The organism is Helicobacter sp. 23-1045 (genome assembly GCF_053654655.1).
In genome coordinates this window covers 41,901-68,482 of record NZ_JBSIUR010000002.1, presented here as the reverse complement: position 1 = coordinate 68,482, position 26,582 = coordinate 41,901, and the positions used below count along the sequence as shown (strand labels likewise).

The 26,582-nt window shown below is 40.6% G+C and carries 36 protein-coding genes, 1 tRNA gene and 1 pseudogene; 8 read left to right on the top strand and 30 right to left on the bottom strand.

The annotated features are described in order from the left end of the window. Positions 1-5: 5 nt before the first annotated feature. From rpsE to secA, 24 genes and pseudogenes are all read right to left on the bottom strand, one after another. The gene (gene rpsE / locus ACWIUE_RS02785; protein ID WP_454134668.1) at positions 6-446 is read right to left on the bottom strand and encodes a 30S ribosomal protein S5; all 441 of its coding nucleotides are present in this window, start codon (positions 444-446) and stop codon (positions 6-8) included. Between the two features lie 12 nt (positions 447-458). Beyond that, positions 459-815 carry a 50S ribosomal protein L18 gene (rplR, locus tag ACWIUE_RS02780; RefSeq protein ID WP_454134667.1) on the bottom strand — a complete coding sequence of 119 codons (357 nt, stop codon included), beginning with the start codon at positions 813-815 and terminating at the stop codon, positions 459-461. Between the two features lie 14 nt (positions 816-829). Then, positions 830-1,399 carry a 50S ribosomal protein L6 gene (gene rplF / locus ACWIUE_RS02775; protein ID WP_454134666.1) on the bottom strand — a complete coding sequence of 190 codons (570 nt, stop codon included), beginning with the start codon at positions 1,397-1,399 and terminating at the stop codon, positions 830-832. Between the two features lie 9 nt (positions 1,400-1,408). Then, a complete protein-coding gene (rpsH, locus tag ACWIUE_RS02770; RefSeq protein WP_454134664.1) occupies positions 1,409-1,804 on the bottom strand; it encodes a 30S ribosomal protein S8 in 396 nt (131 codons plus the stop codon). Between the two features lie 10 nt (positions 1,805-1,814). Continuing rightward, complete coding sequence (locus ACWIUE_RS02765; RefSeq protein WP_454134663.1) at positions 1,815-2,000, bottom strand: type Z 30S ribosomal protein S14; 186 nt, start codon at positions 1,998-2,000, stop codon at positions 1,815-1,817. Between the two features lie 2 nt (positions 2,001-2,002). Next, positions 2,003-2,548, bottom strand: coding sequence for a 50S ribosomal protein L5 (gene rplE, locus ACWIUE_RS02760; RefSeq protein WP_454134662.1), 546 nt, complete (start codon positions 2,546-2,548; stop codon positions 2,003-2,005). Positions 2,549-2,557: 9 nt separating this feature from the next. Beyond that, entirely contained in the window at positions 2,558-2,782 is a 225-nt protein-coding gene (gene rplX, locus ACWIUE_RS02755) for a 50S ribosomal protein L24 (protein ID WP_454134660.1), read from the bottom strand. Positions 2,783-2,794: 12 nt separating this feature from the next. Next, the gene (gene rplN / locus ACWIUE_RS02750; RefSeq protein WP_454134658.1) at positions 2,795-3,163 is read right to left on the bottom strand and encodes a 50S ribosomal protein L14; all 369 of its coding nucleotides are present in this window, start codon (positions 3,161-3,163) and stop codon (positions 2,795-2,797) included. Then, entirely contained in the window at positions 3,163-3,426 is a 264-nt protein-coding gene (gene rpsQ, locus ACWIUE_RS02745) for a 30S ribosomal protein S17 (protein ID WP_454134656.1), read from the bottom strand. The genes rplN and rpsQ overlap by 1 nt, the downstream gene beginning before the upstream one ends. 30 nt (positions 3,427-3,456) lie before the next feature. Further along, positions 3,457-3,648, bottom strand: a complete 192-nt coding sequence (gene rpmC, locus ACWIUE_RS02740) for a 50S ribosomal protein L29 (protein WP_454134978.1) — start codon at positions 3,646-3,648, stop codon at positions 3,457-3,459. 4 nt (positions 3,649-3,652) lie between these two features. Next, positions 3,653-4,078, bottom strand: coding sequence for a 50S ribosomal protein L16 (rplP, locus tag ACWIUE_RS02735; RefSeq protein WP_454134654.1), 426 nt, complete (start codon positions 4,076-4,078; stop codon positions 3,653-3,655). Positions 4,079-4,098: 20 nt separating this feature from the next. Further along, positions 4,099-4,788, bottom strand: a complete 690-nt coding sequence (gene rpsC / locus ACWIUE_RS02730; protein WP_454134652.1) for a 30S ribosomal protein S3 — start codon at positions 4,786-4,788, stop codon at positions 4,099-4,101. 222 nt (positions 4,789-5,010) lie between these two features. After that, positions 5,011-5,388 (bottom strand): annotated as a pseudogene (gene rplV, locus ACWIUE_RS02725) (50S ribosomal protein L22); the annotation flags it as partial. A gap of 12 nt (positions 5,389-5,400) precedes the next feature. Continuing rightward, on the bottom strand, positions 5,401-5,682 hold the full coding sequence (gene rpsS, locus ACWIUE_RS02720; protein ID WP_454134651.1) for a 30S ribosomal protein S19: 282 nt from the start codon (positions 5,680-5,682) through the stop codon (positions 5,401-5,403). Next, a complete protein-coding gene (rplB, locus tag ACWIUE_RS02715; protein ID WP_454134649.1) occupies positions 5,682-6,509 on the bottom strand; it encodes a 50S ribosomal protein L2 in 828 nt (275 codons plus the stop codon). The genes rpsS and rplB overlap by 1 nt, the downstream gene beginning before the upstream one ends. Before the next feature lie 17 nt (positions 6,510-6,526). Continuing rightward, positions 6,527-6,808: a 50S ribosomal protein L23 gene (locus ACWIUE_RS02710; RefSeq protein ID WP_454134647.1), complete on the bottom strand. Its 282-nt coding sequence runs from the start codon at positions 6,806-6,808 to the stop codon at positions 6,527-6,529. Beyond that, on the bottom strand, positions 6,808-7,425 hold the full coding sequence (gene rplD, locus ACWIUE_RS02705) for a 50S ribosomal protein L4 (RefSeq protein ID WP_454134976.1): 618 nt from the start codon (positions 7,423-7,425) through the stop codon (positions 6,808-6,810). The genes ACWIUE_RS02710 and rplD overlap by 1 nt, the downstream gene beginning before the upstream one ends. A gap of 22 nt (positions 7,426-7,447) precedes the next feature. Beyond that, complete coding sequence (gene rplC / locus ACWIUE_RS02700; protein ID WP_454134645.1) at positions 7,448-8,026, bottom strand: 50S ribosomal protein L3; 579 nt, start codon at positions 8,024-8,026, stop codon at positions 7,448-7,450. Positions 8,027-8,037: 11 nt separating this feature from the next. Beyond that, on the bottom strand, positions 8,038-8,346 hold the full coding sequence (gene rpsJ, locus ACWIUE_RS02695; protein ID WP_454134643.1) for a 30S ribosomal protein S10: 309 nt from the start codon (positions 8,344-8,346) through the stop codon (positions 8,038-8,040). A gap of 489 nt (positions 8,347-8,835) precedes the next feature. After that, positions 8,836-11,043 carry a hypothetical protein gene (locus ACWIUE_RS02690; protein ID WP_454134641.1) on the bottom strand — a complete coding sequence of 736 codons (2,208 nt, stop codon included), beginning with the start codon at positions 11,041-11,043 and terminating at the stop codon, positions 8,836-8,838. Positions 11,044-11,046: 3 nt separating this feature from the next. Continuing rightward, the gene (locus tag ACWIUE_RS02685) at positions 11,047-12,468 is read right to left on the bottom strand and encodes an acetyl-CoA carboxylase subunit A (RefSeq protein ID WP_454134640.1); all 1,422 of its coding nucleotides are present in this window, start codon (positions 12,466-12,468) and stop codon (positions 11,047-11,049) included. Positions 12,469-12,640: 172 nt separating this feature from the next. After that, positions 12,641-13,861, bottom strand: coding sequence for an ABC transporter permease (locus tag ACWIUE_RS02680; protein WP_454134638.1), 1,221 nt, complete (start codon positions 13,859-13,861; stop codon positions 12,641-12,643). Beyond that, the gene (locus tag ACWIUE_RS02675) at positions 13,851-14,180 is read right to left on the bottom strand and encodes a hypothetical protein (RefSeq protein ID WP_454134636.1); all 330 of its coding nucleotides are present in this window, start codon (positions 14,178-14,180) and stop codon (positions 13,851-13,853) included. The genes ACWIUE_RS02680 and ACWIUE_RS02675 overlap by 11 nt, the downstream gene beginning before the upstream one ends. Further along, complete coding sequence (secA, locus tag ACWIUE_RS02670) at positions 14,177-16,762, bottom strand: preprotein translocase subunit SecA (RefSeq protein WP_454134635.1); 2,586 nt, start codon at positions 16,760-16,762, stop codon at positions 14,177-14,179. The genes ACWIUE_RS02675 and secA overlap by 4 nt, the downstream gene beginning before the upstream one ends. A gap of 195 nt (positions 16,763-16,957) precedes the next feature. On the opposite strand from secA, the gene ACWIUE_RS02665 reads away from it, so the two are divergent. The 3 genes from ACWIUE_RS02665 to ACWIUE_RS02655 all read left to right on the top strand — a co-directional run bounded on the left by ACWIUE_RS02665 (position 16,958) and on the right by ACWIUE_RS02655 (position 18,857). Next, entirely contained in the window at positions 16,958-17,167 is a 210-nt protein-coding gene (locus ACWIUE_RS02665) for a hypothetical protein (protein ID WP_454134633.1), read from the top strand. Positions 17,168-17,324: 157 nt separating this feature from the next. After that, the gene (lolA, locus tag ACWIUE_RS02660; RefSeq protein ID WP_454134631.1) at positions 17,325-17,834 is read left to right on the top strand and encodes a LolA-like outer membrane lipoprotein chaperone; all 510 of its coding nucleotides are present in this window, start codon (positions 17,325-17,327) and stop codon (positions 17,832-17,834) included. 42 nt (positions 17,835-17,876) lie between these two features. Then, a complete protein-coding gene (locus tag ACWIUE_RS02655) occupies positions 17,877-18,857 on the top strand; it encodes an FkbM family methyltransferase (protein WP_454134630.1) in 981 nt (326 codons plus the stop codon). 99 nt (positions 18,858-18,956) lie between these two features. Here ACWIUE_RS02655 and ispF read toward each other — a convergent pair whose 3' ends face one another. Then, positions 18,957-20,297 carry a 2-C-methyl-D-erythritol 2,4-cyclodiphosphate synthase gene (gene ispF / locus ACWIUE_RS02650; protein WP_454134628.1) on the bottom strand — a complete coding sequence of 447 codons (1,341 nt, stop codon included), beginning with the start codon at positions 20,295-20,297 and terminating at the stop codon, positions 18,957-18,959. Positions 20,298-20,407: 110 nt separating this feature from the next. Here ispF and thiC point away from each other — a divergent pair, with 110 nt between their 5' ends. The 3 genes from thiC (at position 20,408) to ACWIUE_RS02635 (ending at position 23,641) form a co-directional block, all read left to right on the top strand. Then, positions 20,408-21,736, top strand: coding sequence for a phosphomethylpyrimidine synthase ThiC (gene thiC, locus ACWIUE_RS02645; RefSeq protein ID WP_454134626.1), 1,329 nt, complete (start codon positions 20,408-20,410; stop codon positions 21,734-21,736). A 16-nt stretch (positions 21,737-21,752) separates the two neighbouring features. Continuing rightward, a complete protein-coding gene (locus ACWIUE_RS02640; protein WP_454134624.1) occupies positions 21,753-22,817 on the top strand; it encodes an Mrp/NBP35 family ATP-binding protein in 1,065 nt (354 codons plus the stop codon). Between the two features lie 662 nt (positions 22,818-23,479). Then, positions 23,480-23,641 (top strand): SEL1-like repeat protein, encoded by a 162-nt coding sequence (locus ACWIUE_RS02635; RefSeq protein WP_454134622.1) that lies wholly within the window; start codon positions 23,480-23,482, stop codon positions 23,639-23,641. A gap of 71 nt (positions 23,642-23,712) precedes the next feature. Here the strand turns inward: ACWIUE_RS02635 and ACWIUE_RS02630 are convergent, their stop codons facing one another. Beyond that, positions 23,713-23,838, bottom strand: a complete 126-nt coding sequence (locus ACWIUE_RS02630) for a hypothetical protein (RefSeq protein WP_454134621.1) — start codon at positions 23,836-23,838, stop codon at positions 23,713-23,715. Between the two features lie 12 nt (positions 23,839-23,850). Here ACWIUE_RS02630 and ACWIUE_RS02625 point away from each other — a divergent pair, with 12 nt between their 5' ends. Together ACWIUE_RS02625 and ACWIUE_RS02620 are read left to right on the top strand one after the other, a co-directional pair. Next, on the top strand, positions 23,851-24,681 hold the full coding sequence (locus tag ACWIUE_RS02625) for a hypothetical protein (RefSeq protein WP_454134620.1): 831 nt from the start codon (positions 23,851-23,853) through the stop codon (positions 24,679-24,681). 75 nt (positions 24,682-24,756) lie between these two features. Continuing rightward, complete coding sequence (locus ACWIUE_RS02620) at positions 24,757-24,891, top strand: hypothetical protein (RefSeq protein WP_454134618.1); 135 nt, start codon at positions 24,757-24,759, stop codon at positions 24,889-24,891. 101 nt (positions 24,892-24,992) lie between these two features. Here the strand turns inward: ACWIUE_RS02620 and ACWIUE_RS02615 are convergent. From ACWIUE_RS02615 to ACWIUE_RS02600, 4 genes are all read right to left on the bottom strand, one after another. After that, positions 24,993-25,069, bottom strand: a tRNA-Arg gene (locus ACWIUE_RS02615). A gap of 64 nt (positions 25,070-25,133) precedes the next feature. Further along, on the bottom strand, positions 25,134-25,430 hold the full coding sequence (locus ACWIUE_RS02610) for an HU family DNA-binding protein (protein ID WP_454134616.1): 297 nt from the start codon (positions 25,428-25,430) through the stop codon (positions 25,134-25,136). A gap of 306 nt (positions 25,431-25,736) precedes the next feature. Then, on the bottom strand, positions 25,737-26,117 hold the full coding sequence (locus ACWIUE_RS02605) for a group III truncated hemoglobin (protein ID WP_454134615.1): 381 nt from the start codon (positions 26,115-26,117) through the stop codon (positions 25,737-25,739). A gap of 10 nt (positions 26,118-26,127) precedes the next feature. After that, complete coding sequence (locus ACWIUE_RS02600) at positions 26,128-26,571, bottom strand: copper resistance protein CopD (RefSeq protein ID WP_454134974.1); 444 nt, start codon at positions 26,569-26,571, stop codon at positions 26,128-26,130. Positions 26,572-26,582: the final 11 nt, after the last annotated feature.

Below are 26,582 nucleotides of genomic sequence, written 5' to 3'. Positions count from 1 at the left end.
TTTATTTATGCTTTGATTCTGCTTAAAGCATCGATAGTCGCACGGACGACATTGTATGGGTTGCTAGAACCAAGCGACTTTGTCAAAATATCGCGAATCCCAGCAAGCTCAATCACAGGACGCGCAGAGCCACCCGCAATCACGCCTGTCCCCTCACTTGCGGGGCGAAGCAAAATGCGACTTGCATTGTATTTATGCTCTATGTCGTGGGCGATTGTCGTGCCTTTGATATTTACTTTGATGATATTTTTGAACGCATCATCGATTGCCTTGCGAATCGCATCAGGGACTTCTTTTGACTTGCCTAGCCCAAATCCCACTAGCCCTTTTTCGTTGCCTACGACAACAAGAGCATTAAAGCGAAATCTGCGCCCACCTTTGACGACTTTTGTAACGCGCCCGATATTTACGACTACTTCTTTGAATTCTTCTTTATTTATTTCCATTTTCCAAATCCTTTAAAAAACTATGCCATTTTCGCGCAAACTATCCGCAAAACTCGCCACAACGCCGTGATACAAATATCCGTTTCTATCAAATACGATTTTTTGAATTCCAGCGTCTTTTAGGCTTTTGGCAAAAGATTGCGCTAGTTTTTTCACATCGTCTTTGTTGTTTTTTAAGCCCATTTTTTTGCCATCGACATTTGCTAGTGTGAATCCACGCGAATCATCAATCGCTTGTGCGTAAAAATATTTATTTGAGCGAAAAATGCTAACTCGTGGTGTGCTTGAATCGCCCACGATTCGCCCACGAACTCGTGCTTTGCGCTTTTGTGTAAGTCGCTTTTTAAGTTTTAAGTTTGTTTCTAACATTTTTTAACCTCACATTATTTTTTGGCTGTTTTGCCGGCTTTGCGTAAAATCGTCTCTTCGACATATTTCACACCCTTGCCTTTATAAGGCTCTGGCGGACGAAACGCACGAATCTCAGATGCAATCTGTCCGATTTGTTGCTTATCATTGCCTTTTAGCGTGATGATATTTTTGTCAATATTAACTTCCACGCCTTTGGGAATCTCATAATTTATCGGGTGCGAAAAGCCCAAAGATAGCTCCAAAATATTGCCTTTTACCGCTGCTTTGTAGCCCACGCCGTTAATTTCAAGCTGTTTGCTAAAACCACTTGTAAGCCCGATAACGATATTATTCGCCAAAGCGCGATAAGTCCCCCAAAATGCGTTTAGATTTAGTCCCTCTAAATTCGCACCATCCTTTGAACCTTTTTGTGAATCTTTTAGCCCAAAGCTCAAAACGCCATCTTTTAGCGAAATATTCACGCGATTGTGTGTCTCTAACTCTTTTTGCGCTTTTGCACCTTTAAAGATGATTTTAGAGCCTTGCACTGCGACTTCCAAGCCCTTTGGGATAGTGATTGATTGCTTACCAATTCTTGACATAACTTCCTCCTACCAAATACTGCAAAGTGCTTCGCCGCCGACATTATTTTTGTAGGCTTCGTCATTTGCAATCACGCCTTTGCTCGTGCTAACTACAATCGTGCCATAGCCGTTTTTAAAGCGTTTTAACTCATCGCGGGACTTATAGATTCGGCGCCCGGGTTTGCTAATACGCCTTAATTCGCTAATTAGCGACTTGCCATTTTCATCATAGCCCAAAAGCACGGTAATGTTTTGTTTGCCATTTTTGTCATTCACGCGATAATCTTTGATGAATCCCTTTGCCTTAAAAACTGCCAAAATGGAGACGACAATTTTTGCATAGTATAGATTCGTATGCTCTAATCGCCTCATAGACGCATTTCTAATCCTAGTGATTGAATCTGCGATTATATCATTTACCATTTGAATCTCCTTACCAGCTAGACTTGCGAAGTCCGGGGATTAAGCCCTCGCTTCCCATTTTTCGCAAACAAACTCTGCATAGTTTAAAATATCGATATACAGATTTTGGGCGTCCGCAAATCTGACATCTGCTATAAGCTCGTGCGCTAAATTTCGCCTTGCGTCCGTTTTTTGCTATCATTGATTTTTTTGCCATATTTATCTCCCTTTTGCAAAAGGCATACCGAACGATTCAAGTAGTTTAAATGCCTCTTTGTCGTTATTTGCCGAAGTTACAATCGTAATATTCATTCCGTGCGTTACCATAATGTCATCATACACTACTTCAGGGAAAATGAGTTGCTCTTTAATCCCAAAGTTGTAATTGCCCCTGCCATCAAATCCATTGCGTGGAATCCCACGAAAGTCCTTCACTCGTGGCAAAGAAATGACGATTAGCTTTTCTAAAAAGTTAAACATTTTTTTGCCCCTAAGCGTAACTTTCACGCCCATTGGCATTCCCTCGCGCATCTTAAAACCTGCCACAGATTTTTTGGCGTGAGTGATAATCGCCTTTTGTCCAGCAATCAGCGAAATAGTATCAGCGATATTTTGGATAATCTTCGCATCTTTGGCATAATCTCCCGCACCCACGCTTATCACAATCTTTTCGATTTTGGGGACAAGCATAGGATTTTTGAAATCAAACTCTTTCATCAACTTTGACTTAATTTCCGTTGCATAAAGCTCTTTTAATTGATACATTCTACTTCCTTACAGCTTTTTAACATTTGAGATATGAATGGGCTTCTCTTTTGTGATGAATCCGCCTTTTGGATTGTCATCGGTTGGCTTAATCGCCTTTTTAACGACATTGCAACCCTCAACTATCACTTGCGATTTTTTTGGCAAAACCTGCAAAACTTTCGCTTCTTTACCCTTGTCATCGCCTGTGATAATCTTTACCATATCATTTTTTTTGATAGCAAATTTAATCATCTCTTACCTCACTTACAGCACTTCTGGTGCTAATGAAACGATTTTCATAAAGTTTGCATAGCGCACTTCTCTGCCCACAGGACCAAAGATTCGTGTGCCGATTGGCTCTTTTTTGGCATCCAAAATCACAGCAGCATTATCATCGAATCTAACAGATGAGCCATTGTCTCTATGAATCTCTTTTTTTGTGCGGACAATCACGGCTTTTACGACATCGCCTTTTTTGACTTTGCCATTTGGTATCGCCTTTTTCACACTTGCCACGACAACATCGCCCAAACTCGCATATCGCCTATGACTTCCGCCCAAAACCTTAATACACATCAATTCTTTTGCGCCACTATTATCGGCTACATTCATTCTAGTAAAACTCTGAATCATTACTCAACTCCCGCGCTTATGGTTTTATTTAGCTTGAATGCTTTGTTTTTAGAGATGGGTTTGCATTCGATTGCTTCAATCACATCGCCCACTTTGCACGAATTATTCTCATCGTGGATAATGTATTTTTTGAATCGCTTTACAATTTTGCGATATTTTGGGTGAAGCACCTTGCGCTCAACCAATACGCTAAAACTTTTATCGCCACTTTTCTTTATGACTTTGCCTTGAATTAGCCGTTTAAAAGATTTTTTCTCGCTCATTTTTACTTCCTTATCTTAACTTATCCTTGCTTATTTTGCACTCTTTGCCGAAATCGCCGTATTGATTCGCGCAATCTCTTTGCGAACCACCGAAATTTGCGCAAAATCCGTTAGTTGCATAGTCTTTAACTGCAATCGCAATTCAAAAAGTTTGAGCTTTTTTTCTTTTAAAAGCGACTGCAATTCTTTAATGTCTTTGTCTTTTATATCTTTAAATTTCAACACATCAGTAGATTTCATTTTCACTCTCGCTTGTTATGATTTTTGTTTTAAATGGAAGTTTGCTTTGCGCTAGTGCCAAAGCCGCCCTAGCCAAATTTTCCTCAACGCCCACCATTTCATAGATGATTCGACCCGGTTTGATATTCATAACCCATTTTTCAACCGCGCCTTTACCTTTACCCATACGCGTTTCAAGTGGTTTTGCGGTGATTGGCTTATCGGGGAATACGCGAATCCAAATCTTCCCCGTCCTTTTGATATGCCTAGTCATCGCAATCCTTGCCGCTTCGATTTGGCGCGAATCGATTCGCCCTGCCTCAACAGCCTTTATCGCAATGTCGCCAAATGCGATTTTACTGCCACGCGTAGCTTTGCCACGATTGCGCCCTTTCATTTGCTTTCTATATTTTGTCTTTTTAGGCATTAACATAGCTTTTTCCTCTCTTTAACTTATCTCGCTCGTTTTTTGCGGACTTCAACTTCGGAGTCTTTTTTCTCTGCTTGGATTCCCTTTTGCAAAATCTCGCCTTTGAAAATCCAAACCTTAACGCCGATAATCCCAAAAGTCGTCATCGCCTCCGCGAATCCATAGTCGATTTTCGCACGAAGCGTATGAAGTGGCACTCTGCCCTCCATATACCATTCTGTCCTAGCCATTTCAGCCCCTGCTAAACGCCCAGCGACTTTGACTTTTATGCCTTTTGCGCCCGATTTCATCGCGCTTTGCATTACTTTTTTCATAGCGCGTCTAAATGCAACCCTGCGCTCTAATTGCATAGCGACATTTTCAGCGGCTAACTGCGCGTTTGATTGCGGTTTTTTTGTTTCTCTAATATTTATGGCGACATCTTTTTGGACTAATTTTTTAAGAGACTCTTTTACTTTTTCGATATCTGCGCCTTTTTTGCCTATGATTAGCCCCGGGCGCGCCGCACTTACGGTGATTTTGATTTTCTTTGTGGTGCGCTCGATGATAATCTCGCTAATCCCCGCGTAATAAAGCTCTTTTTTGATAAATTTGCGAATCTTATAATCCTCGCCAATGTTTAGAATCGTAACTTTTTGTGATGGAAACCACCTCGAAGTCCAATTTCTATTGATACCTAATCTAAGCCCGATTGGATTGACTTTTTGTCCCATTTACTTATCCTCATCTTTATTTTTAGTTGCTTTTGCGGTGCTTTTTGGTTTAGATTCTGCGATTTTCGCAGAATCTTTTGGCGCAGAATCTTTTGCTTTTGAAGCTGTTTTTGAAACTTTCGCAGAATCTTTGGATTTGCTAGATTCTGCGTTTTTATTAGATTCTGCGTTTTTATTAGATTTTACGCTTTTTGGCGCAGAATCTGCTTTTTTATTTGTTTTTTTAGATTCTGCGATTTTTGATTTTTTGGTGGATTCTGCGATTTTGGCTTTGGCAATCTCGCTTTCAGTTGCCACTTCTACCAAAATGTGTGCTGTGGGTTTGCGAATCATATTTGCCCTACCTCTTGCGCGTGGCGACATTCTGCGAAGCACAGGACCGGCGTCAATTCTGCAAGATTTCACAATCACGCTTTGTGCGTCATAATTGCCATTAGCAACAGCGGACGCCAAAACCTTATAAATCACCCGCGCTGCTTTATTTGGGGCAAATTCCAAAGTCGCTAATGCCAACTCCGCATTCATTCCTTGAATCTCCCTTGCGATAAGTCGCGCTTTTATGGGCGATAGTCTAATGTATTTTAATAATGCTTTGCTCATTTTTTCTCCCTACTATTTGCCTATTTTCTTTTGCACGGTGCCTTTATGCCCTTTAAATGTCCTTGTCAGCACAAACTCGCCAAGTTTATAGCCGATATGCGATTCGGTGATATACACAGGCACAAACGCCCTGCCGTTATGGACATTGAAAGTTAGCCCTATCATTTCAGGCGTAATCGTGCTTCTGCGCGACCAAGTTTTAATGGGCTTGTTATCCTTGCTCTCTTTTGCCTTTGCCACTTTTTTTACCAAATAATCATCAACAAATGGACCTTTTTTAATCGACCTTGCCATTATTTTTTCCTTCTTGAAATTATTAGTCTATCGCTAGGTTTTTTACGCCTTGTTTTATAGCCTTTTGCTGGAGTTCCCCAAGGCGAAACAGGGTGTCCGCTAGAGCCTGTTTTGCCCTCGCCACCGCCGTGTGGGTGGTCAATAGGGTTCATCGCGCTACCACGCGTTTGTGGGCGAATCCCCAAATGCCTCGCCCTACCCGCTTTGCCTAACGAAATATTGATATAATCCTCATTGCCTATGCTACCGATTGTAGCACGACATTCTTCTAAAATATATCTCATCTCGCCACTTGGCATTTTAATGATAGAGTATTTGCCCTCACGCCCCATAAGTTGCGCACTCGCTCCCGCGCTTCTAGCGATTTGCCCACCAGCTCCGGGATAAATTTCGATATTGTGGATAATGCTACCTAATGGGATTGCCTTTAACTTCATCGAATAGCCGACTTTGACATCTATGCCATCATTTGCCGCTACAATCTTATCGCCAACTTTTAGCCCATTTGGCTGCAAAATATATCGCTTTTCGCCGTCCGCATAGCAAATAAGCGCGATTCGGCAATTTCTAAATGGGTCGTATTCGATTGCTTTGACAATGCCATCGATATTTAGCTTGTTACGCTTAAAGTCAATGATTCGATACAACTTTTTTGCCCCGCCCTCTTTGTGGCGTGAAGTGATTCGTCCGTTGTTGTTGCGTCCTGCGGTTACTTTTAGCTTTTTAAGCAAAGAGCGCACACTAGCCTTTGCGGTAATATCATTTGAGCTAAGGCTTGTCATAAAACGCCTACTTGGCGTTGTGGGTTTATAGGTTTTGATAGCCATTTCTTTTGTCCTTTAAATTATACTTTTAGCGATTCTATTTTCGCGCCCTCTGGCACTTTGACATAGAATTTCTTAAAATCCGCTCTTGCGCCTTTTACGCCACGAAATCGCTTCACTTTGCCACTTTGTCGCAAAGAATTGATTCGCAAAGGGTTAAATCCAAAATATTCATTAAAAAGAGCGCGTAGTTGATTTTTGCTGACATTTGTGGCAGTTTGCACTACGATAATGCCACTCTCTTGCTGACTTAGGGACTTTTCGGTATATAAAATTGATTTAATATCTGTTATATCTGCCATTATTTACCACCTTTTATAAGCTCATCAAACGCTGATTTTTCGATGACTACGCATTTAAAAACCGCGATTAAATAAGCATTGACTTCATCTAAATCCACCAAATAGCAATCTTGCAAATTTCTAAACGCCAAAAAAGTCTCATCGCTATTACTTGCCGTTACAAACAGCGCGTTGCGCTCATTTAGGCTTTTAAAAATCTTAAAAGCATCCTTTGTTTTGCCACTTTTCACATCAAGCGAATCTACCACAAAGAGCTTATTTTCAACCGCCTTTTGATAAAGTGCGTAATTTAGCGCAAGTTTTTTTTGCTTTTTGTTGATTTTGATATCATAGTTGCGATTATTGCTTGGTCCGTGTGAAACGCCACCGCCGACAAATACAGGCGAAGTAATGCTCCCAGCCCTAGCGCGTCCGCCACCTTTTTGACTCCACGGCTTTTTGCCACCGCCACTAACTTCGCCCCTAGTCTTTGCTTTTGCGCTATTTAGGCGCAAAGATGCCAAATATGATTTGACATACAAATATAAATTATGCTCTTTGATTTCCGCATAAGCACTAGGGAGTGCAATGTCAGCGGATTTCTTAAAATCTTTGTCTAAAATTATTGCCTTACTCATCTCTAATCCCTTTTTATGAATCTCATTTGATAATTTGGATTCGCCCAAATGCGCCATCATAACCCGCACTTGAGCCTTTTAGCACAAGAATCGCATTTTCTTTATCAAAGGACAAAACTTCATTTTGAACGCTCACTAGCTCATCGCCGTAATGTCCAGCCATTTTTTTGCCCTTTTGGACGCGTCCGGGCCACTCTCTATTACCAATCGAACCGGGAGCGCGATGAAAGCGTGAGCCGTGCGCCGCAGGACCGCCTTGAAAATTCCATCGTCTCATTACCCCGCTATATCCGCGCCCTTTGGTTTTAAAGGACACTTTTACACGCTTCGCACTCTCCAATCCGCTCAAATCCAAATTGCCTACTTCTTTGTTTGCTACGCTCAAAGTTGCGAATCGATTAAATTCTTTGGTGATATTATATTTCTTTTGTTGCCCTGCTAGTGGCTTATTGAACGCTTTGCCTTTTTTGTATGCCACGATTGCCTTGCCATTTTCTAGCAACTCACACACCTTTGAATCTACGATTTTTAGTAGCGTAACGGCTTGGCTTTTCTCGCCTAGCGTCCTACTCATACCGATTTTTTCTACAACAAATTCCATTTTTTAAATCCTTAATTTATAAAGGTTACTTCGACTTCCACTTCGGGTGCTAAATCAAGCCCCATAAGGCTATCAACCGTATCTGGCGTAGCGGACATAATGTCTATGATTCTGCTGTGGATTCGCATTTCAAATTGCTCACGCGAATCTTTGTTGATATGCGGAGAGCGCAAGACGGTGTATTTTCGCTTCCTTGTAGGGAGTGGGATAGGACCGATGATTTCAGAACCCGTGCGTTTCGCAGTCTCTACAATCGAGCCAACCGACCTATCAAGCACTCTGTGGTCGTAAGCCTTTAGTTTTAGTCGCATTTTTTCCATATTTTTAAATCCTTGAAAAGGCAAAAGCCTAATTTCTAAAAGAGGCGAAATTCTAGTAAAAAATTCATTCAAATGTCAATACCAAATCAAGCAAAAACCGCAAATTTATAAAAATTTGTTTCCTTTTTTTTAGGATAGATTTCGCAGAATCTAATATATTTTCACGCTAGATTTTGCGTTTTTTTGTTTGATTTGCAGAATCTGTGTTATTTATTCCGTCATTGCGAAAAAATCCGTAGCATTTTCGTGGCAATCTATGTCTGTTTAATTTTTATTTTGGATTGCTTCGTTGTTTTCGCTATCGCTCAAACTGCCTCGCAATGACAATTTTTTTAGATTCTACGATTTGTGTCTTTCAAACAATCGAAGTAATGGCGGTGTGGCTTTGCACGAAGTTTGCCCCGTTTGCTAGGAAATAAGACTTGGCGGTCTATTGACGACGCAATGGGGCGAACTTCGTGTGAATTGCATACCCCAGAACAAATTGCCCTACCAATTCACTCTCCACTCGAATCCTCCGCCATTACTCATCACTCTATCTCCAAAGTTACCATAATATGCCAAACTAAACTCCATATCAAAATCTTTTGTATTTAGCACATAGCTACCACTTATATTTGCATAGCCTAACACTTTGTCATTATCTACTATCATATCTACGCTTCTATTATTGCTTAAAAAGACTTTTGATTTAGACAGGGCATTATTAGTAATATTACCCTTTATGCCAAGTTTGGTATTTAATCCCCAACGCCCTACACTTGTATTAAAGTATTTATTATAATCCACTGCCAAATCCAAATATAATAAATTATAAAGTTGCTTATTATATTTCTCAAATACACTTGAATCTGCCATATTGCTCATAATAAATTCATTTGCATACAATCCCTTATAATCTAATCCACCACTTAATCCTAACAATCCATAATTATTGAAATCCCAATCCTTACCATAATAGATACTACCACCAAATCCAATAGTATTTGGTTTAATCTTATCTCTAATAGCTATGGATTTCACTTCATTTAAGAAATAATATCCATCAATCCTAACTTTTAAATACATTGCATAGATTAAATCTAATTTATAATTTAAACCTAAATTTAGATTCATAGAAGTTATGTTGAATATCGAATCATCTTTGTCATTAAGATTCGCATAGCTAAATACGAAATGAGTGCCTAACGAATTGCTATTATTTAGCTTACCACTAAATGCTGTAACGAATCCATATTCTAAACCACTCAAATTATAACGCCCTGATTCAAAGAAATAGTTGTGATTTACAAAGGGGGTTAGAATGAAGTAGTAGTTTGAATTTGTATTTAGATTCGTGCTTGGATTTCTAACTGCACGGCGATTATTTGTTTGATTCGCTTGATTCGTTGAATCGGTGGAGTTATTTTTATAAAAGAATGTGTCATTGGATTTAACTAAATCAAATAACGATTCGTCATTCTGAGCGAACAAAGTGAGCGAAGAATCCAAATCATTAGACGCAAAATCACTTGAATCGTTCTGTTGCAAAGATGAATCAATGCGTGAATCTTGTGAATCTTGCAAAGATTGTGAATTTGAATCTAATGCTAAATCTTTGATTTTATCTTTTGCGATTCTATTTTTTGTCATTGTTTCGGCTATTTCATTAGATTCGTGTGTTTTGGATACTTCGCTTCGCTCAGTATGACGAGTTTGGTTAGTATCAAACAAATTTGCTGTTTTTCGCACTCGGCGAATTATGCGTTTTCTTGTCGTGCGATTCGTGCCTTTGTATTTATGCGGATAAATCATCGCATTGCTTATCAAATCAAAATTATTCATCGTGCGAATATTGCTTTTATATAAAGTGCCTATTTCACTATTTGCTGTATCAATGGTTACGATGAAGTTATTGCCACTTTGTTTTAGCTGATAAAGGCTACTTCGAGTGGTTAATCTATCAAAATCAATATTCCATTTATTGCCGTTTTTATCGGCATTTGGCTTATTTGTGCTATTATTTATAACGACTATTTTATCTAGTGAATATTCTTTGCCAATCTCAAAATTGTTTCCAAAATCCAAAATAATTTTCGAGTTTGAATCGGCGAATCGATAATATCCCATTCCATATCGTAGCACAATGTGTGAGTTATTTTTCTCTCCGAATGTTAGTTGCCTAAAAGCGTTAAATGTCGTTTGCGATTCATCAATAATCATTGCGTAGTTTTTAAAAATCATACTATATCCATTGCCTCCAGCAAAGTGATAAGTGTTTCCATAATCAGTAAATGTATTTATTATGCCACGATTATCAATGATTATGTCCGTAGAGCCGTATTCTGTGCTGATTCCGCCCATAATGCCGTAATTTGTAACGCTCATAATAATATAACTAGGATTTTTTCTGCTTCCAGCGATAGCACCGCTCATTGTGCCATAATTGATAAAATTTGCCATTTCTCCACCATTCCAATAAATGCTTATACTATCAGTTGTTTTGATATTGCCATAGTTTATAAAAGTGCTAACATTGCCTGTAAGATTTATTACTTTAGTAGAAAAATCGCCATTATTTGTTACATCAGCAACGCTTAAGTTGCATTGTGTATTCGTGCAAATATCGCGCAATTCAGTGGCATTTAAAAAACCTAAAATCCCCCCCCCCGTGAGAAAAATGGCAAATGCCGTTTTTGTAAAGCTGTGTTTTGACATATTTTACCACCCAGCTTGAGTTGCGATAGCGGTGGCGATTGCTACGACAATGTCATCGTTATTTACGCTCTCACTTGGCATAAGCTCTTGCATTTTGTTTTCCAAATACGAAGTATCAAAATTGCCCTTGCGAAAGTCCTTGTCCCGCGCGATATTTAGCAAAAATGGGATTGTGGTTTTGATACCGCGAATCTTAAATTCCTCTAACGCACGAATGAGCTTATTTACCGCCAAATCATAGCTACTAGCGCGGACGATGAGCTTTGCAATCATCGAATCATAATTTGAAGGTATCACATAATCCTTATAAACCGCGCTGTCGATTCGCACAAAAGGTCCTAGTGCGGGATAATACGCCGTGATTTTGCCCGGGCAGGGCATAAAGTCATTTGCGACATCTTCGGCGTTGATTCGCGCCTCAATCGCGTAGCCTTGATGAGAAATATCGCTTTGATTCAAATCCAAAATCTCCCCTGCCGCGCAACGAATCTGCCGTCCGATTAAATCAAAATTTGTGATTTCCTCTGTAATGCCGTGCTCAACTTGAATGCGCGTATTCATCTCCATAAAATAAAAGTTATTCAGCTCATCAACCAAAAATTCAATCGTCCCTGCGTTTGAATACCCTGCCGCCTTTGCTGCTGCCACTGCAACCGCGCCCATTTTACGCCGTAAATCTAGGCTCATCGTAGGGCTAGGCGCAATCTCAACTAGCTTTTGATGACGGCGTTGAATGGAGCAGTCGCGCTCTAATAAATGCACGATATTGCCGTAATTATCGCCGATGATTTGAAACTCGATGTGTCTAGGATTTTCGATATATTTTTCCATAAAAACTTCATCATTTTTGAAAAATATCATCGCCTCGCGTTTGCAAGCCGCAAAATTTTCCAAAATCTCATTATCGCCTCGCACCACGCGAATCCCGCGCCCACCGCCACCATTACTCGCCTTTAAAATCACAGGATAGCCGATTTTGTTTGCGATGATTTTGATTTCATCGATAGTGTGCGAATTTAGTGGCTCAGTGCCGGGCACGATAGGGATACCATTTGCCTTCATAAGCTCCCGCGCGGCGTTTTTATCGCCCATTTTGGCAATCACGCTGTGACTAGGTCCAATCCACACAAGCCCCGCTTCTTTGACTTTTCTAGCAAACTCGGCGTTTTCGCTTAAAAATCCATATCCCGGGTGAATCGCCTCCGCCCCGCAAGACAAGGCAATATCGATAATCGCATCGCCGTCCAAATACGCTTTTAGCGCGTCTGTGCTGACTTCATAGCTCTCATCTGCCATCTTAATGTGTAGCGAATCGCAATCAGCGCGAGAGTAAATCGCCACGCTATGAATATGCAAGTCCCTACACGCGCGAATGATTCTAACGGCGATTTCGCCACGATTTGCGATTAGAATTTTTGAAAACATTTCCCCATCCTTTTTAAAGAAGTTTGCAAGTTTAGCGAAAAATATTTAAATTTAGCGCAGAATCTGCCCCTAGATTCTGCGAAATATGCGAGATTTTACATAAAATCGCAGAATCTCGCGCAAAAAACATAAAATCGCAGAATCTCGCGCCAAAAATAGCAATTCGCAGAATCTACTCGCTTCGCAAAGTTGCCAAAGGATTGATTTGCGCGGCTTTGCGACTAGGATAAAACGATGACGCCAAAACGACAAGCACACCGCCAAAAATTATCATCGCAAAGTCGATTAGCGATAAATAGAGGGGCAGTTTGGAGCTACCATAGACATCGGCGGGGAGTGAGATTATGGGGAATGTCGATAGTAGCAACAGCACCACACCCGCCAAAATCGCCCCAAAGACAATCCCGCTAAAACCAATGACATTGCCTAACCAAAAAAATGTCGCTTGAATGTCGCGCTTACTTGCGCCAAGCGATAAAAGTAGCGCAATTTCGCGCCTACGCGTCATTATTACCATCATAAGAGAGCTGATGATATTTAGAGACGCCATTATGATGATAAGCATTAGCACGATGAAAAGGGCGCGTTTTTCAAGCGCAATCGCGCTAAAAAAGTTGCCATTTTGTTGCCACCAGCCCACGATACTTGCGCCTTGTGGCAGGGCGGAGCGAAGCGATTCAATATCTTGCGTGGGATTTGCCGAATAGATATGAATGCCATCATACACGCGCGAATCCACCCCGCGAATCTTTTGCAACTCGCCAATATCCATATACATATAGCCCTCATCGTAGGCATTTAGCCCAGAGCTAAATGTGCCATCAAGAGAAAAACGGCGCATTTGGGGCATTAGCGACAATCCACTTGCTTGAAGTTGCGTGAAAATAATCGTTACTTTTGAGCCAATGCCCACAGGCGCGGAATTTAGCGTGGTGTTAAATGCGGAGTTTCTAATGGCTCGTTCGCCTAAAATGATAGAATTTTTGGTGAAGTCTAAATTTTCGTTTTTTTCGCGCAGGACTTTGTTTATCGCAATTTCACGCTTAAAATCAATGCCAAAGATAAGCCCTGCATTTAGGTTGCTACCCAATTTTACCGCGCCTTGTGAGCGGACATAAGGGGAGAATTTAAGGTGTGGAAATTTGGATTCTAAATTCGCCAAAAGTGCTGAATCTACGGCGTTTCGTTGCGTTGCAAAAATCGTAAGCGGATAATTCATCACAAAAAGTCGCTCTTCAAAGTGGCGAATCATACCCTCCATAATCGCCATCGCCACAATTAGCACCATAATCCCCACGCCCACGCCCAAAAACGCCAAAAGTGCCGTGATAGAAATGAATGGTTGCGTTTTGTCAAAGCGCAGATATTTGGAGACTAAAAATCTAAAAAGCAAGGGAGAGCCTTTGTGTGTTGTATCTTTGACAATTTCGCGGGAGTCTCGCCACTCGCTTCGTCAATAGACAATCAGTCTTATTTCCTTGCTCGTGGCTTCGCAACCCACGAACTTGTCTAAAGCTACTTCCGCGTTTATTTTTAAATTTTAGATTCTGCGATTTATAGTATTTTAAAACAATTCTAGTATTTGCGGTATGGCTTTTGTATTTGTGAAAATTTTGGGGGTTGAGACTAGACTTGGTGTCTGCGAAATCCCCAAAATTTTCACAAGTGCGAAATTGCATACCCAAAGACGAATTGCCCCAAAAACGACTCATTTTGCTAATTCTCCAATTTTCGGTCCGCTCTTCCCGTGGCACAACTTATATTTCTTACCACTTCCGCACGGGCAAGGGTCATTTCGTGCGATTTTTTTGGAGCGAATGGGCGTTAGTTTCGCATTTGTCGCGCTATCATTGTCTTTGTTAAATTCGACATTGTCATTTTGCGACTCCATAGATTCTAACATTTTTCGCGCTCTTTCCTCGTCCTCATCGCTTTTTGCGCGAAGTTTGATGATATGAATCATTTTCGCACTCTCCATTTTTAGGCTATCTTTTAGCTCCAAAAATAGATTGTAGCTTTCCTTTTTATACTCTACAAGCGGGTCTTTTTGATTGTATCCGCGCAGTCCAATGCCCGTTTTTAGGTTGTCCATCACATACAAATGCTCTCTCCACGCGTTATCAAGCACTTGCAAATAGATGATTCGCTCAATTTCGCCCCTTTGTTCTGCGACGCTCATTTTGGATTCGTAATCGCTCTTTATCTGCGCCAAAATCTGCTCTCTTAAATCATTTAGGCTCGAATCTTGCACAATATTTTGAATTGCCACTCCAAAATTTTCCGCGATTTGCGATTGAAGTGCATCATAATCCTCTACATTTCCGCTCTCCAAGCTAGTCAAATTGCCCAAAATATTATCTAATGCAAATTCCCTATCCTCCGCGATTTTGTGGCTCAAATCGTAGTTTTCATCTAACAAGCGATTGCGAAATTGATAGATGAGTTTGCGTTGCTCATTTGCGACATCATCGTATTCTAAGATATGTTTGCGCGATTCAAAGTGGAGATTTTCAACCTTTTTTTGCGCATTTTCAATGGAGCGCGTGATAAAGCCCGATTCGATATGTTCGCCATCTTTTAAGCCCAATTTTTCCATAACGCCCTTAATTTTGTCGCTACCAAAGATTCGCAACAGCGAATCTTCCAAACTCAAATAAAATTGACTTGCGCCCGGGTCGCCCTGCCGTCCGCTTCGTCCTCTAAGCTGATTGTCGATTCGCCGTGATTCGTGGCGTTCTGTGCCGATAATAAAAAGTCCGCCCAATTCACGAACGCAATCCTCTATTTTTATATCCACACCGCGCCCAGCCATATTTGTAGCAATCGTAACCACGCCTAATTTCCCTGCGTCTTTGATGATTTCGGCTTCTTGCGTGTGATTTTTGGCATTTAGGACATTGTGTGGGATTCGCGCTTTTTTAAGCAACTCGTGGAGTTTTTCGCTTTTTTCAATACTCGCAGTCCCTATCAAAATCGGCACTCCCTTTTTGTGAAGGGAGATTACTTGTTTGCAAACGGCATCAAATTTTTCTTTTTCGCTTTTGAAAATCAAATCATTGTAATCATTGCGGATATTTGGGACATTTGTGGGGATTGAGACAACATCAAGTTTATAGATTTGCAAAAACTCGCTTGCCTCTGTTTGCGCCGTGCCTGTCATACCTGATAGCTTTTCATACATTCTAAAATAATTTTGAAATGTGATGTCAGCCAAAGTTTGGCTTTCTTCTCTAATATCAACCATTTCTTTTGCTTCGATAGCTTGGTGCAATCCCTCGCTAAATCGCCGTCCCTCGCTCAATCGCCCCGTAAATTCATCTACGATTACGACTTCATTGTCCCGCACGACATAATCTTTGTCCTTTAAAAACAAATAATTTGCCTTCAACGCTTGGTCTAAATGGTGCGCTAGTGCGGCATTTTCGATATTATAGAGATTTTCGACTTTGAATAATTCTTCGGCTTTTTTTATGCCAGATTCGCTAATCATAATGGCGCGATTTTTCTCATCTACGCTAAAATCCGTGTCTTTGACTAGCTTTAATGCCACAGAGTTCGCAAGTCCGTAGTTTTCTAACTTGCGATTCGCAGGTCCTGAGATAATCAAAGGCGTTCGCGCCTCATCAATTAAAATCGAATCCACTTCATCGACAATGGCAAAAAAATGCTCTTTTTGAAATTGATTTTTTAAGCTAAACTTCATATTGTCGCGCAGGTAGTCAAATCCAAATTCATTATTTGTGCCATAGATTATATCGCACTCATATTGTGCCATTTTGCTCTCATCATCGCGCTCTTCGCCTGTGATTACGCCGACTTTATAGCCCAAAAACTCATACAAAACGCCCATTTCACTTGCATCGCGCTTTGCCAAATAATCATTTACCGTTACGATATGCACCTGCCTATCAATCATCGCATTTAGCGCAACTGCAAGGGTTGCCACAAGCGTTTTGCCCTCGCCTGTTTTCATTTCAGCGATTTTGCCCTCGTGAAGCACCATACCGCCGATGATTTGCACATCAAAATGCCGCATTTTTAAGACGCGCTTTGATGCTTCGCGTGTGATTGCAAAAGATTCGGGCAACGCGCTATCAAGCGCAGAAATGCCGACTTTTTCAAATTCTGCTTTTGTTTTGGCGCGGAGATTTGCGAATGCTTCTTGCAGTTGCGAATCGCTTAAAGATTCAAAGTGTGATTCAAGCGCATTTACGCTCTCTAATCTCTTGCGATATTCTTTTAACATTCGCTCATTGCGCGTCCCTACGATTTTGCCTAAGATTTTTTTTATCATTTATGATTCCTATGTGGCGAATTAAAAAGGCGAATTTTAGCATAATAATTTTAAACTAAATATTTAAGATTTTAATAATTTTTGCAAAAGGTTTGCCCTGCTTGTCGAGCAGCTCAAAACGCACTTTTGTGTTTAGTGCGATATTTTTGTGGGTTTGTTAAAATGTAAAATTTTGCAGTGTGAGATTCTGCGAATTTGACACATTTCGCAGAATCTGCGGTAGATTCTGCGATTTTAGTTTTATTCGCAGAATCTGTATTTTGTCCTCCCTTCCTTGCGGAGACTAGCTTGCAATATAAAAATATGCCTACTTTTATCTTTCAAAAACGCATCAAATTCACTGAAAAATGCAAGTTGCTCATCCGTAAAATCATCCGTAAAACTTGCATTTTTTATAAAATCTAATAGAGATGGTTTAGAATTCCCCCCCCCCCCGATAATTTCCATCCAAATACCGCATTTTTGTCCTTTATTTTTATCAATTTGCAAAATTATATATCGTAAAATTATGCCAAAATTTCGCTATAATTTGCGCTTATATTTTTCAAAATTTGGAGTTTTTATGAAGGCAATTTTATTTTTTACGCTACTTTTAAACGCCCTTTTTTCGCAGAATCTAGCGGAGATTACAAGCATACGCGCAAATTTTACGCAAAAAATTCGCGGAGATTCTGCGGAGGCGCAATATAGTGGCACAATCATCGCCACCGCAGATTCAAAGGCGCATTGGCGGTATAAGTCGCCTATGAAAAAAGAGATTTTTGTGGATAAAAAGCGCGTGATGATTTATGAGCCGGAGTTTGAGCAAGTAATCATCAGCGATAAGGTGGATTTGGACTTTGTATCGGTGCTAAATTCGGTGCAAAAAAAGGGCGATTTTTGGCAAAGCGTAGTGAATAATCAAACCTTCCACATCGCCCTAAAAGACGGCAAACCGCATAAGATTTTTTACAAAGATGAGTTAGATAACGAAGTAGAAATCACACTTGAAAATGTAGTGCTAAACAAGCGCGTTGATGCCAAAATTTTTGAATTTAAAGTGCCAGATTCTGCGGAGATTATTTATCAATAATATATTATAATGCGACTTTTAATTTTAAATTTGGAGTAAAAAATGGAGACTTTTTTAGAATATTTAGAGCGTAAAATCACACGCAAAGCACCAGATACGAGCAAAGTGCTGTTTTCCTCGCGCGTAAAGCAAAATATATTTTTTAGGATTATAACTGCACCTTATAAGTTAGTCATAGCACTCAAAAATGCCGCAAGTAGCGCGTATAATAGCGATTTGCAAAAACGCATCGCCTTGCTTACAAACGCCACAATCGACCCAAATGGACTTGGCAAAATCGACTTAATGCTTCACAACGCCCACATTCCAAAGCGATATTACGAGATTTTTTACAAACTTCCGCTAATTGTGCAAAATTCAAAAATGCAAATAGGGGGGGGCAGAAGCGATAAAAATGGCAATTTCGCAGAATCTCGCACAAAAATCGCAGAATCTGCGCTAGATTCTGCGAAATTAGATTCTGCGCCAAATAACGCAAATGATTTAGATTCTGCGATTATTGCCATCGATTGCGGAACGCACGCTGGACTTGTTACGGATTTATTCTTGCACTTTGGATTAAAAGTGCATAGTTTTGAGCCAAATGCCTATCTCCACGCCATTTTAGCGCATAAATATCGCAATAATCCCTCTGTAACCCTAAATAAATCAGCCGTTAGCAACAAATGTGGCAAAACCAAATTTCTGCTCCACGATGCCACTTCGCAGGGCAATGCGCTAATGTTAGACAATATGCAAGTGGCGCAAACGCAGGAATATGACGAAGTGGAAGTCATAGATTTGGTGGAATATATCGCCCAAAATATCCTGCCACAGCGGATTTTTATGCTGAAACTTGATGTAGAAGGTGCGGAATTTGACATTATGGATAAAATTATTGCTACAAAATTATATGAGAAAATCGACTACATTGCCTGCGAGACACACGAGCGATACTTCAAAGATGGCAAAGAAAAAATCAAAAATCTCCGTGCGAAAATCAAGCAAAATAATATCAAAAATATATTTTTGGATTGGATTTAGATTCTGCGTTTGTGGAGTGCAGAATCTAGCGCGAAAAAATGCAGATTCTGCGATTTATTTGCCGAGATTCTGCGATTTATTTGCCATTTTTAGCAACAATCATTTGGATTCGCAGAATCTTAAAATATCGTTTTTTAAATTTGTCATTTTTAAACTCGCCACTGCTTTCGCGCAAATGCCTTCTTTGCGTCCGACAAAGCCCATTTGCTCCATTGTGGTTGCTTTGATATTCACGCGATTTTTTGGCAAATTTAGTGCGGTGCTTAAAATTTCAATCATTTTGTCCTTGTGTGGCGTGATTTTGGGGATTTCAGCTAGTATCATCAAATCCACATTGACAATCTCAAAGCCCACGCCACGCACAAAATCCACGATTTGCCCTAGCAATTCAAGCGAATCTGCGCCCTTAAACCGCGCATCATTTGGCGGAAACCACTCACCAATGTCTCCCGCGCCCACTGCGCCCAAAAGCGCGTCCATTAGCGCGTGGAGCGCGACATCGCCATCGCTATGCGCTTCTATGCCAAACTCACAGGGGATTTTCACGCCACAAAGCACGATTTTATCGCCATCGCAAAATCTATGTGTATCAAATCCATAGCCGATAAAGGTTTCGTTGCGTGCGGGATTTGCGGGATTTGCGCTCAAATCTAGTGGATTCTTCGCTATGCTAACGCTTCGCTCAGAATGACAGAAAGTGGGCATAGAATGACAAAAACTCAAAATTCGCTCCAAATCCCCAAAATCCGTGAGTTTATCTAGCGTTTTGCTACCTTTTATTGTTGCGATTCGCCCACCAAGCGCATTTATCGCACTTGATTCATCGCTAAAATCGCCTAATTTCAACGCCTTTTGCAAAACGCTAACACGCGAAATTTGTGGCGTTTGCACAAGTTTGACAGCATTGCGATTCAAATATTTTCGCGTAAGCTTCACGCTAGATTCACACAAATTTTTGGATTTTACCCACCCCCTAGCCCCCTCCGCAAGGGAGGGGGAATTTTCAGATTCACACTCCATAAAAATCGTATCCGCCACGCCAAGCACGGGTATAACGCAATCAATCGCCCCCAAATCCACTGCAAAAAGCCTATCCAGCACTTCAAAATCTACGCCAAATCTCGCCGCATCGCTAACCGCCACAAACTCGCTCTCCACGCATTTCAAAGCATTCTCCAAAGACTTCTGGCGCGTATTGCCACCGCACACGATTTCATAGTCGCAAAATCGCTTCATATATCGCACTTCAAGCGCGTTTGCGGTGATTATAACTTTGGCAAATTTATACCGCACATTCAAAATATCTGCCACAAAAAGCCACAGCGGCTTGCCATTTACACGAATCCACTGCTTTTTTACCGCACAGCTATTTTTTGAATCTCGCCTAAATCGCGTAGATTCACCCGCACTCATTATAATTAGCGTCATATTTTTTGTCATTTTTGCCACCTTTTTTTGCGAATTTTTATTAAAATTTTGATTTTAAAGTGTAATTTTATAAATTTTACGCTAATTTTAGGCTTTTAAAATTCAAAAATTAAAGGAAAATTATGACGCAATTAGGATTCGCAAAAAAAGACATTATCACAAAGGAAATGGAATTTGTCGCAAACAGCGAAGAAATTTCGCCCGAACTCGTCAAAAACGAAGTCAAAAAAGGACGGCTAATAATCCCCGCAAATATCAATCACAAGCACTTAAAGCCAATCGGCATAGGTATCGCCACACGCACAAAAATCAACGCAAACATAGGCAGTTCTAGCATTGAAAAATGCGTGGAAAATGAAATCGCCAAAACACAGACTGCGATAAAATACGGCGCGGATACGATTATGGATTTAAGTACGGGCGGGGATTTAGATGAGATTCGCGCTAGTGTTATCGCAAATTCTCCCGCGCCTATCGGCACTGTGCCTATGTATCAAATTTTGCACGATTTAAAGGACGATATTTTGAGTCTAAATATCAAAACTATGCTCTCAACCCTTGAAAAGCAAGCAAAGCAGGGCGTGGATTACTTTACGATTCACTGCGGATTTTTGTCGCAACATATCCCATATATCGCAAAGCGCAAAATGGGAATCGTTTCGCGTGGCGGGAGCTTGATGGCAACTTGGATGATGCATCACAAAGCGCAAAATCCATTTTACACGGCATTTGATGAGATTTTGGCGATTTGCAAGGAATACGATGTTTCGCTGTCTTTGGGCGATTCGCTTCGTCCGGGCTGTCTTTATGATGCAAGTGATGAAGCACAATTTAGTGAGCTAAAAATTTTAGGCGAACTCGCACAGCGCGCAAATGAAAGCGATGTGCAAGTGATGATTGAAGGACCGGGACATATCCCGCTAAATCAAATTGAGCGAAATATGGAAATAGAGCGCGAACTCTGCAATGACGCGCCATTTTATGTGCTAGGACCGCTTGTAACTGACATTGGCGCGGGATATGACCATATCGCAAGTGCGATTGGCGCGTGTGTGGCGGCGTGGAAAGGGGCTGCAATGCTTTGCTATGTAACGCCAAAAGAGCATTTAGGACTGCCAAATGCAAATGATGTGAGAGAGGGCATAATCGCCTATAAAATCGCAGCACACGCCGCCGACATTGCGCGGGGGCGAATTAATGCCCGTGTGCGCGATGATATGATGAGCGATGCGCGATATGGCTTTGATTGGAAGCGACAATTCGCACTTGCGCTAGATAGCGATAGAGCAAGGGAATACCACGATGAGAGTTTGCCACAGGACGCATTTAAGGACGCGGATTTTTGCTCGATGTGCGGACCGAAATTTTGCAGTTACAAAATCTCGCAAAATATTTTTAAGGATTATGGCGCAGAATCTAAAATCGCAGAATCTCACGCATTAGCGCAATAAATTTAAGGGAGAAAAAATGGAAAGAAGTGAAGTTTTAGACAAACTAAAAGGGGTGATTTACCCAAATTTCAAACGCGACATTGTGGATTTTGGCTTTGTGAAGGACATTGAAATAAATGGCGATTCGCTTAAAATATCGCTTGAAATCCCATCAAATAGCGATGAAGTGGCGCAAAAACTGCGCGAATCTATCGCAAATCTTTTTGGTGATAAAAGCGTGGAAGTGGCGATTAAAACGCCCCAAATCGCGCAAGATTCGCCAAAGCGCAAAAATATTGCGCCACATATTAGGCATTTTGTGATGGTTAGCTCAGGCAAGGGAGGCGTGGGAAAATCCACCACAAGCGCGAATCTATCAATCGCTTTGGCGCAAAGTGGAATGCGCGTGGGACTGCTTGATGCCGACATTTATGGTCCAAATATCCCGCGAATGCTTGGGCTAAACAACGAACGCCCCGAGATTGATGAAGCGCAAAAAAAGATTATCCCGCTCACAAACTACGGCATAAAAGTGATGAGTATGGGAATGATGGCAGAATCTGGGCAGAGCCTAATTTGGCGCGGTCCTATGATAATGCGAGCGATTGAGCAAATGTTAAGCGATGTGGCGTGGGGAGAACTAGATATTTTAGTGATTGATATGCCACCGGGCACGGGCGATGCGCAACTGACTTTGGCGCAAAGTGTCCCTGTGAGCGCGGGAGTAGCCGTTACAACGCCACAAATTGTCGCGCTTGATGATAGTGCAAGGGCTTTGGATATGTTTAACAAGCTACAAATCCCTATCGCTGGGATTATCGAAAATATGAGTGGCTTTGTATGCCCTAAATGTGGCGAAGTATTTGATATTTTTGGTAAGGGCGGGGGCGTGGAACTAGCAAATGTGAATAAATGCGAAGTTTTGGCGCAAATCCCTATCGAGCCTAGTATCCGCGAGAGCGGGGACGCTGGAAAGCCCGTTACATTTTTTAAGCCCGATAGTTTGGGCGCAAAGGAATATCTAAAAGCCGCAAATAAACTCATCGCCTTTTTGAATAAAATCGGCGACAGCGCGGATAATGCGGAAATACAGCCGAGATAAAAAAAAAGGGGGGGGGGGATTATTATAGATAATATAAAAATAAAATGCAAGGGTTGTGGCGAAATTAAAAATTTAGATGAATTTTACTTTGCAGACGGCGGACTTGGGATTCAGGGCATAGCAGATATAAAGTGCGAATTATGCAAGGATTGTATAGAGAATTTTAATAGGCATTCGACAAACGGCGATAAAAATAACTATCTACATTGGCAATTTATTGATTGTTATTTTATCGCTAAACAGGTATTTGACGATAATAAAAAATCCATAAAACAAATAGTCCAAAATGTAGAAAATGGTTATAAAAAATATGGAGACAATATAAACGATAAAAACGCTAAAAAGACTTTTGCAGATGGAGTTTGTAATTTGCTATATTTATTTCATAAGCGCAGTTTTAGCCATACAAATAGCAAACAATGCAAAGTTTTTGAAAAACTCGATTCGGCAAAAAATTCTACTGAAATAATAAATGCGGTAAAAAAATTTTGGCAGAGGATTATAAAACTTTTAGAACATTTAAAAAAAGTAAAGGATAGGATATGGAAGATTTTATTGCAACTATATTGTTATTGATTATTTTTGCTTTATTGATATATGTTTCATATAGAATAATAAAAAGAATATTTAAGACAATCGCAAACATTTTTGCAAAGCGAAAAATGGACGAATCGTTGCTATTTTTGGGACTTATGTATGAATATGGCGATGGCGTGGAAAAAGATTTGGAAAAGGCTATGCAGTGCTATAAAAAAGCCTATGAATTAGGCAATATAAATGCTTATGCTAGATATATGAGGTTAAAAAATCAACTTGACAATTAAGTTTTTTTTGAATTACTTTGCACGAATCTAAAAGGCAAATAAAATCAATGACAAAAAAGCAAATCAATAAATTATTTTTTAGAATCTAACCGCAGATTCGCCAAAAGTAAGCGATTCACATTTGATTCGTAAGTCTCGTTAGTGGATTGCTTCGGCAAATCTATGATTCGCCTCGCAATGACGATAAATTTTTGCACAAGGACTTGCAAATGAATCAAAAATTACAACAATTAGTTAATCTATCCCAAAAATCTCACAGCGCGTTTTTAGAGGCGCAAAATGATATCGAATTGCGCCCATATCTAATCAAAGATTCGCTACCCATACTCTACTTTGGCGATATAGAAGCGTATTTTAAATCAAAATACAAAGTCATAACCGCCGCAATAAATCCATCATCAGCTGAGTTTTTCTACGATGATAGCGCGAAAATGATTTCTTTTGCGCGGTTTCCGCAATTAGCGCGCATAGATAAAGAGCAAGTTTTAAGCGACAAATCCGCCCTGCAATATTTATCCGCGCTAAATGGCTACTTCCAAACGGGCAATGATTATCGGCAGTGGTTTAATCGAACGCCACGCAACAATCTTTTTGCGCCTTTTGGGGCGTCATATTACGATAATGCGCCAAATAGGGCGATTCACACGGATACGCTGTCGCCGTTTGCGACATTTCCTAAATGGAGCGATATTTCGCCACGAATCCAAAGGCGATTTAGCGAAGTTGGAATCGCTCTGTGGCACGAGCTTATAGCGATTTTAGAACCCGATATAATCTTTATGTCGCTAAACAAAAAATACATTTCTCACACGGATTTTTATCGCACATTTCGTGATTATGTCGTGTATGCGGACAAAAAATACAACGGCAAATCGCTCAAAATTCAATACGGCTACATTCAGCTAAATACCAAAACCGCGCACATTTTTAATGAAAGTCGCACGAATCAAATGCCATTTAATGCGCTTGGGAGCAAAGATTCGGTGATTTTAGGTGCAAAAATTTTTGAGCGATTCACAAATGGACTTTATTTGCGCTAGATTCTACGGATTGCGAGAATTTTGCGCTAGATTCTGCGATTTTACAGAATCTCAACCCACCACCTGCCAAATTTGATGAAAATCGCAGAATCTGCCTTTATTTTTGCATTTGCGAGATTTTGCGTTAGCAAAATCGTGACAATCCAAGATTCTGCGATTAAAAAGAATTTTGCGTTAGATTCTTCGTTTTTTGCAAGATTCTGCGATTAGCAGAATCTAATGCGCTTTGCCCTTCATTGCGAATAAATGAAGCGTGTGGCAGTCCGCAGAATCTACAAAAATTTCACATAAAATTATTCGCTTGATTCGCTTGGTGTCCCCAATTGGATTCGAACCAATGACCTTTCGATTAGGAATCGAATGCTCTATCCTGCTGAGCTATGAGGACAGGCGGGATTTGTGAGATTGAAAAAAGGGGCAGATTCTGCGGAAACGCAGAATCTTAAAGGAAGTTATTTTTTGACAACTTTCATTTTTGCAACTTCGTCTTTTAGTGCTTTCCCAGCTTTGAATTTAGGCACCATTTTTTCTTTTGTGGTGTATTTTTTGTTTGTGCCGGGAACTTTGCCTGTTTTTGCTGCTTGAACCGCAGTTTCAAACTTGCCAAAGCCTACTAGCTCAACTGAATCTTTTTTTACTAGCACTTGTTTTACAGCGTCAGTAAAAGCAGAAATCGCTTGCTCTGCACCTTTTTTAGTGTCATAACCGCCAACTTTTTTTACCACTTCGATGAAGTCTGATTTGTTCATTTTTCTCTCCTTTTGTTGAATTTGTTTATGAACGGGCGAATTATAGGGAAATTGAAAAGTTTTGTCAAGAGTTTTTGCCCTAAATTGCGATATTTCAAGGATTTTCTTTACAAAATCCCCCCCCCTAGCCCCTATTTTAGGCACTTTCAGCGGTTTCAATTTTTATAAGATTTTTGATGGATTCTGCGTTTAGATTCTGCGTTTTTGCCAAATTTTCGCAGAATCTGCCACAAAATTTCCGCAGAATCTCGCACGAAAATCGCAGAATCTACCACAAATTTTCGCAGAATCTATTTCGCAAAAATCCTAATGCGCCTCAAATATCATATATTCAAATCTTTGAGCTATCATTCTTGCGCGATTTAGGATAGATTCTGCGATTTGTGGCTCAAAAACGATATTTAGGCTCTCCTCAAATAGTCCCAGCCACTCGCCAAAAAGTTCGCGTTTAAAGGGCGGTAAGTCCAAGTGCGCCTTCATCGGCTGCCCCGCATAATCGCCGCTCCCTAGCAACATACCCTGCCAAAAAGACGCAATTTTTGCCTTGTGTCGCACCCAGCTTTCATCATCCGTGCCAATGCGCGAGTTAAAAATCTCGCCCAAGCCGCCTTTGTCGCTTCGAATCTTTTCGTAGAAAATCTCCATCAGCGCGTTAATCCCGTCCATATTTATTTCGTTTCGTTTCATTTTTTCTCCTTTAAATGTGAAATGCAAGCTTTGCCAAAATGGTTATCAAAAGTCCCAAAACAAGTGCCGCAGGGTGGATTATTTTACCAAGCGGGTTTGTTTTGTGCGGTAAGAAAAAGTGGTAGGTTAGCGATATCGCCACCATCGCCACGATGATGAACGCCAAAAGGATTTTTATGCTGATTAAAATCTGTAAATTTGTGCCAAAAAATCCCATCTCAAAGCCCACCCAGCGCGTCATCATCGCCCCGCCTGTGAGCAAAAGTAGCAACACGCAAAGTGGCATAATCTTTTTGCCCCGCCGCATAATCACGCTCCACATTTTGTCGTTGAAATCCTCGCCAAACGCCTTTTTTATGGGCGCAAGAAGCACCACATCGCAAAATATAAATCCCAAAAATATAATCGCACAAATCGTGTGAATCACCAAAAAATACGGATACAGCGCGTCCATCATCTCTTTTT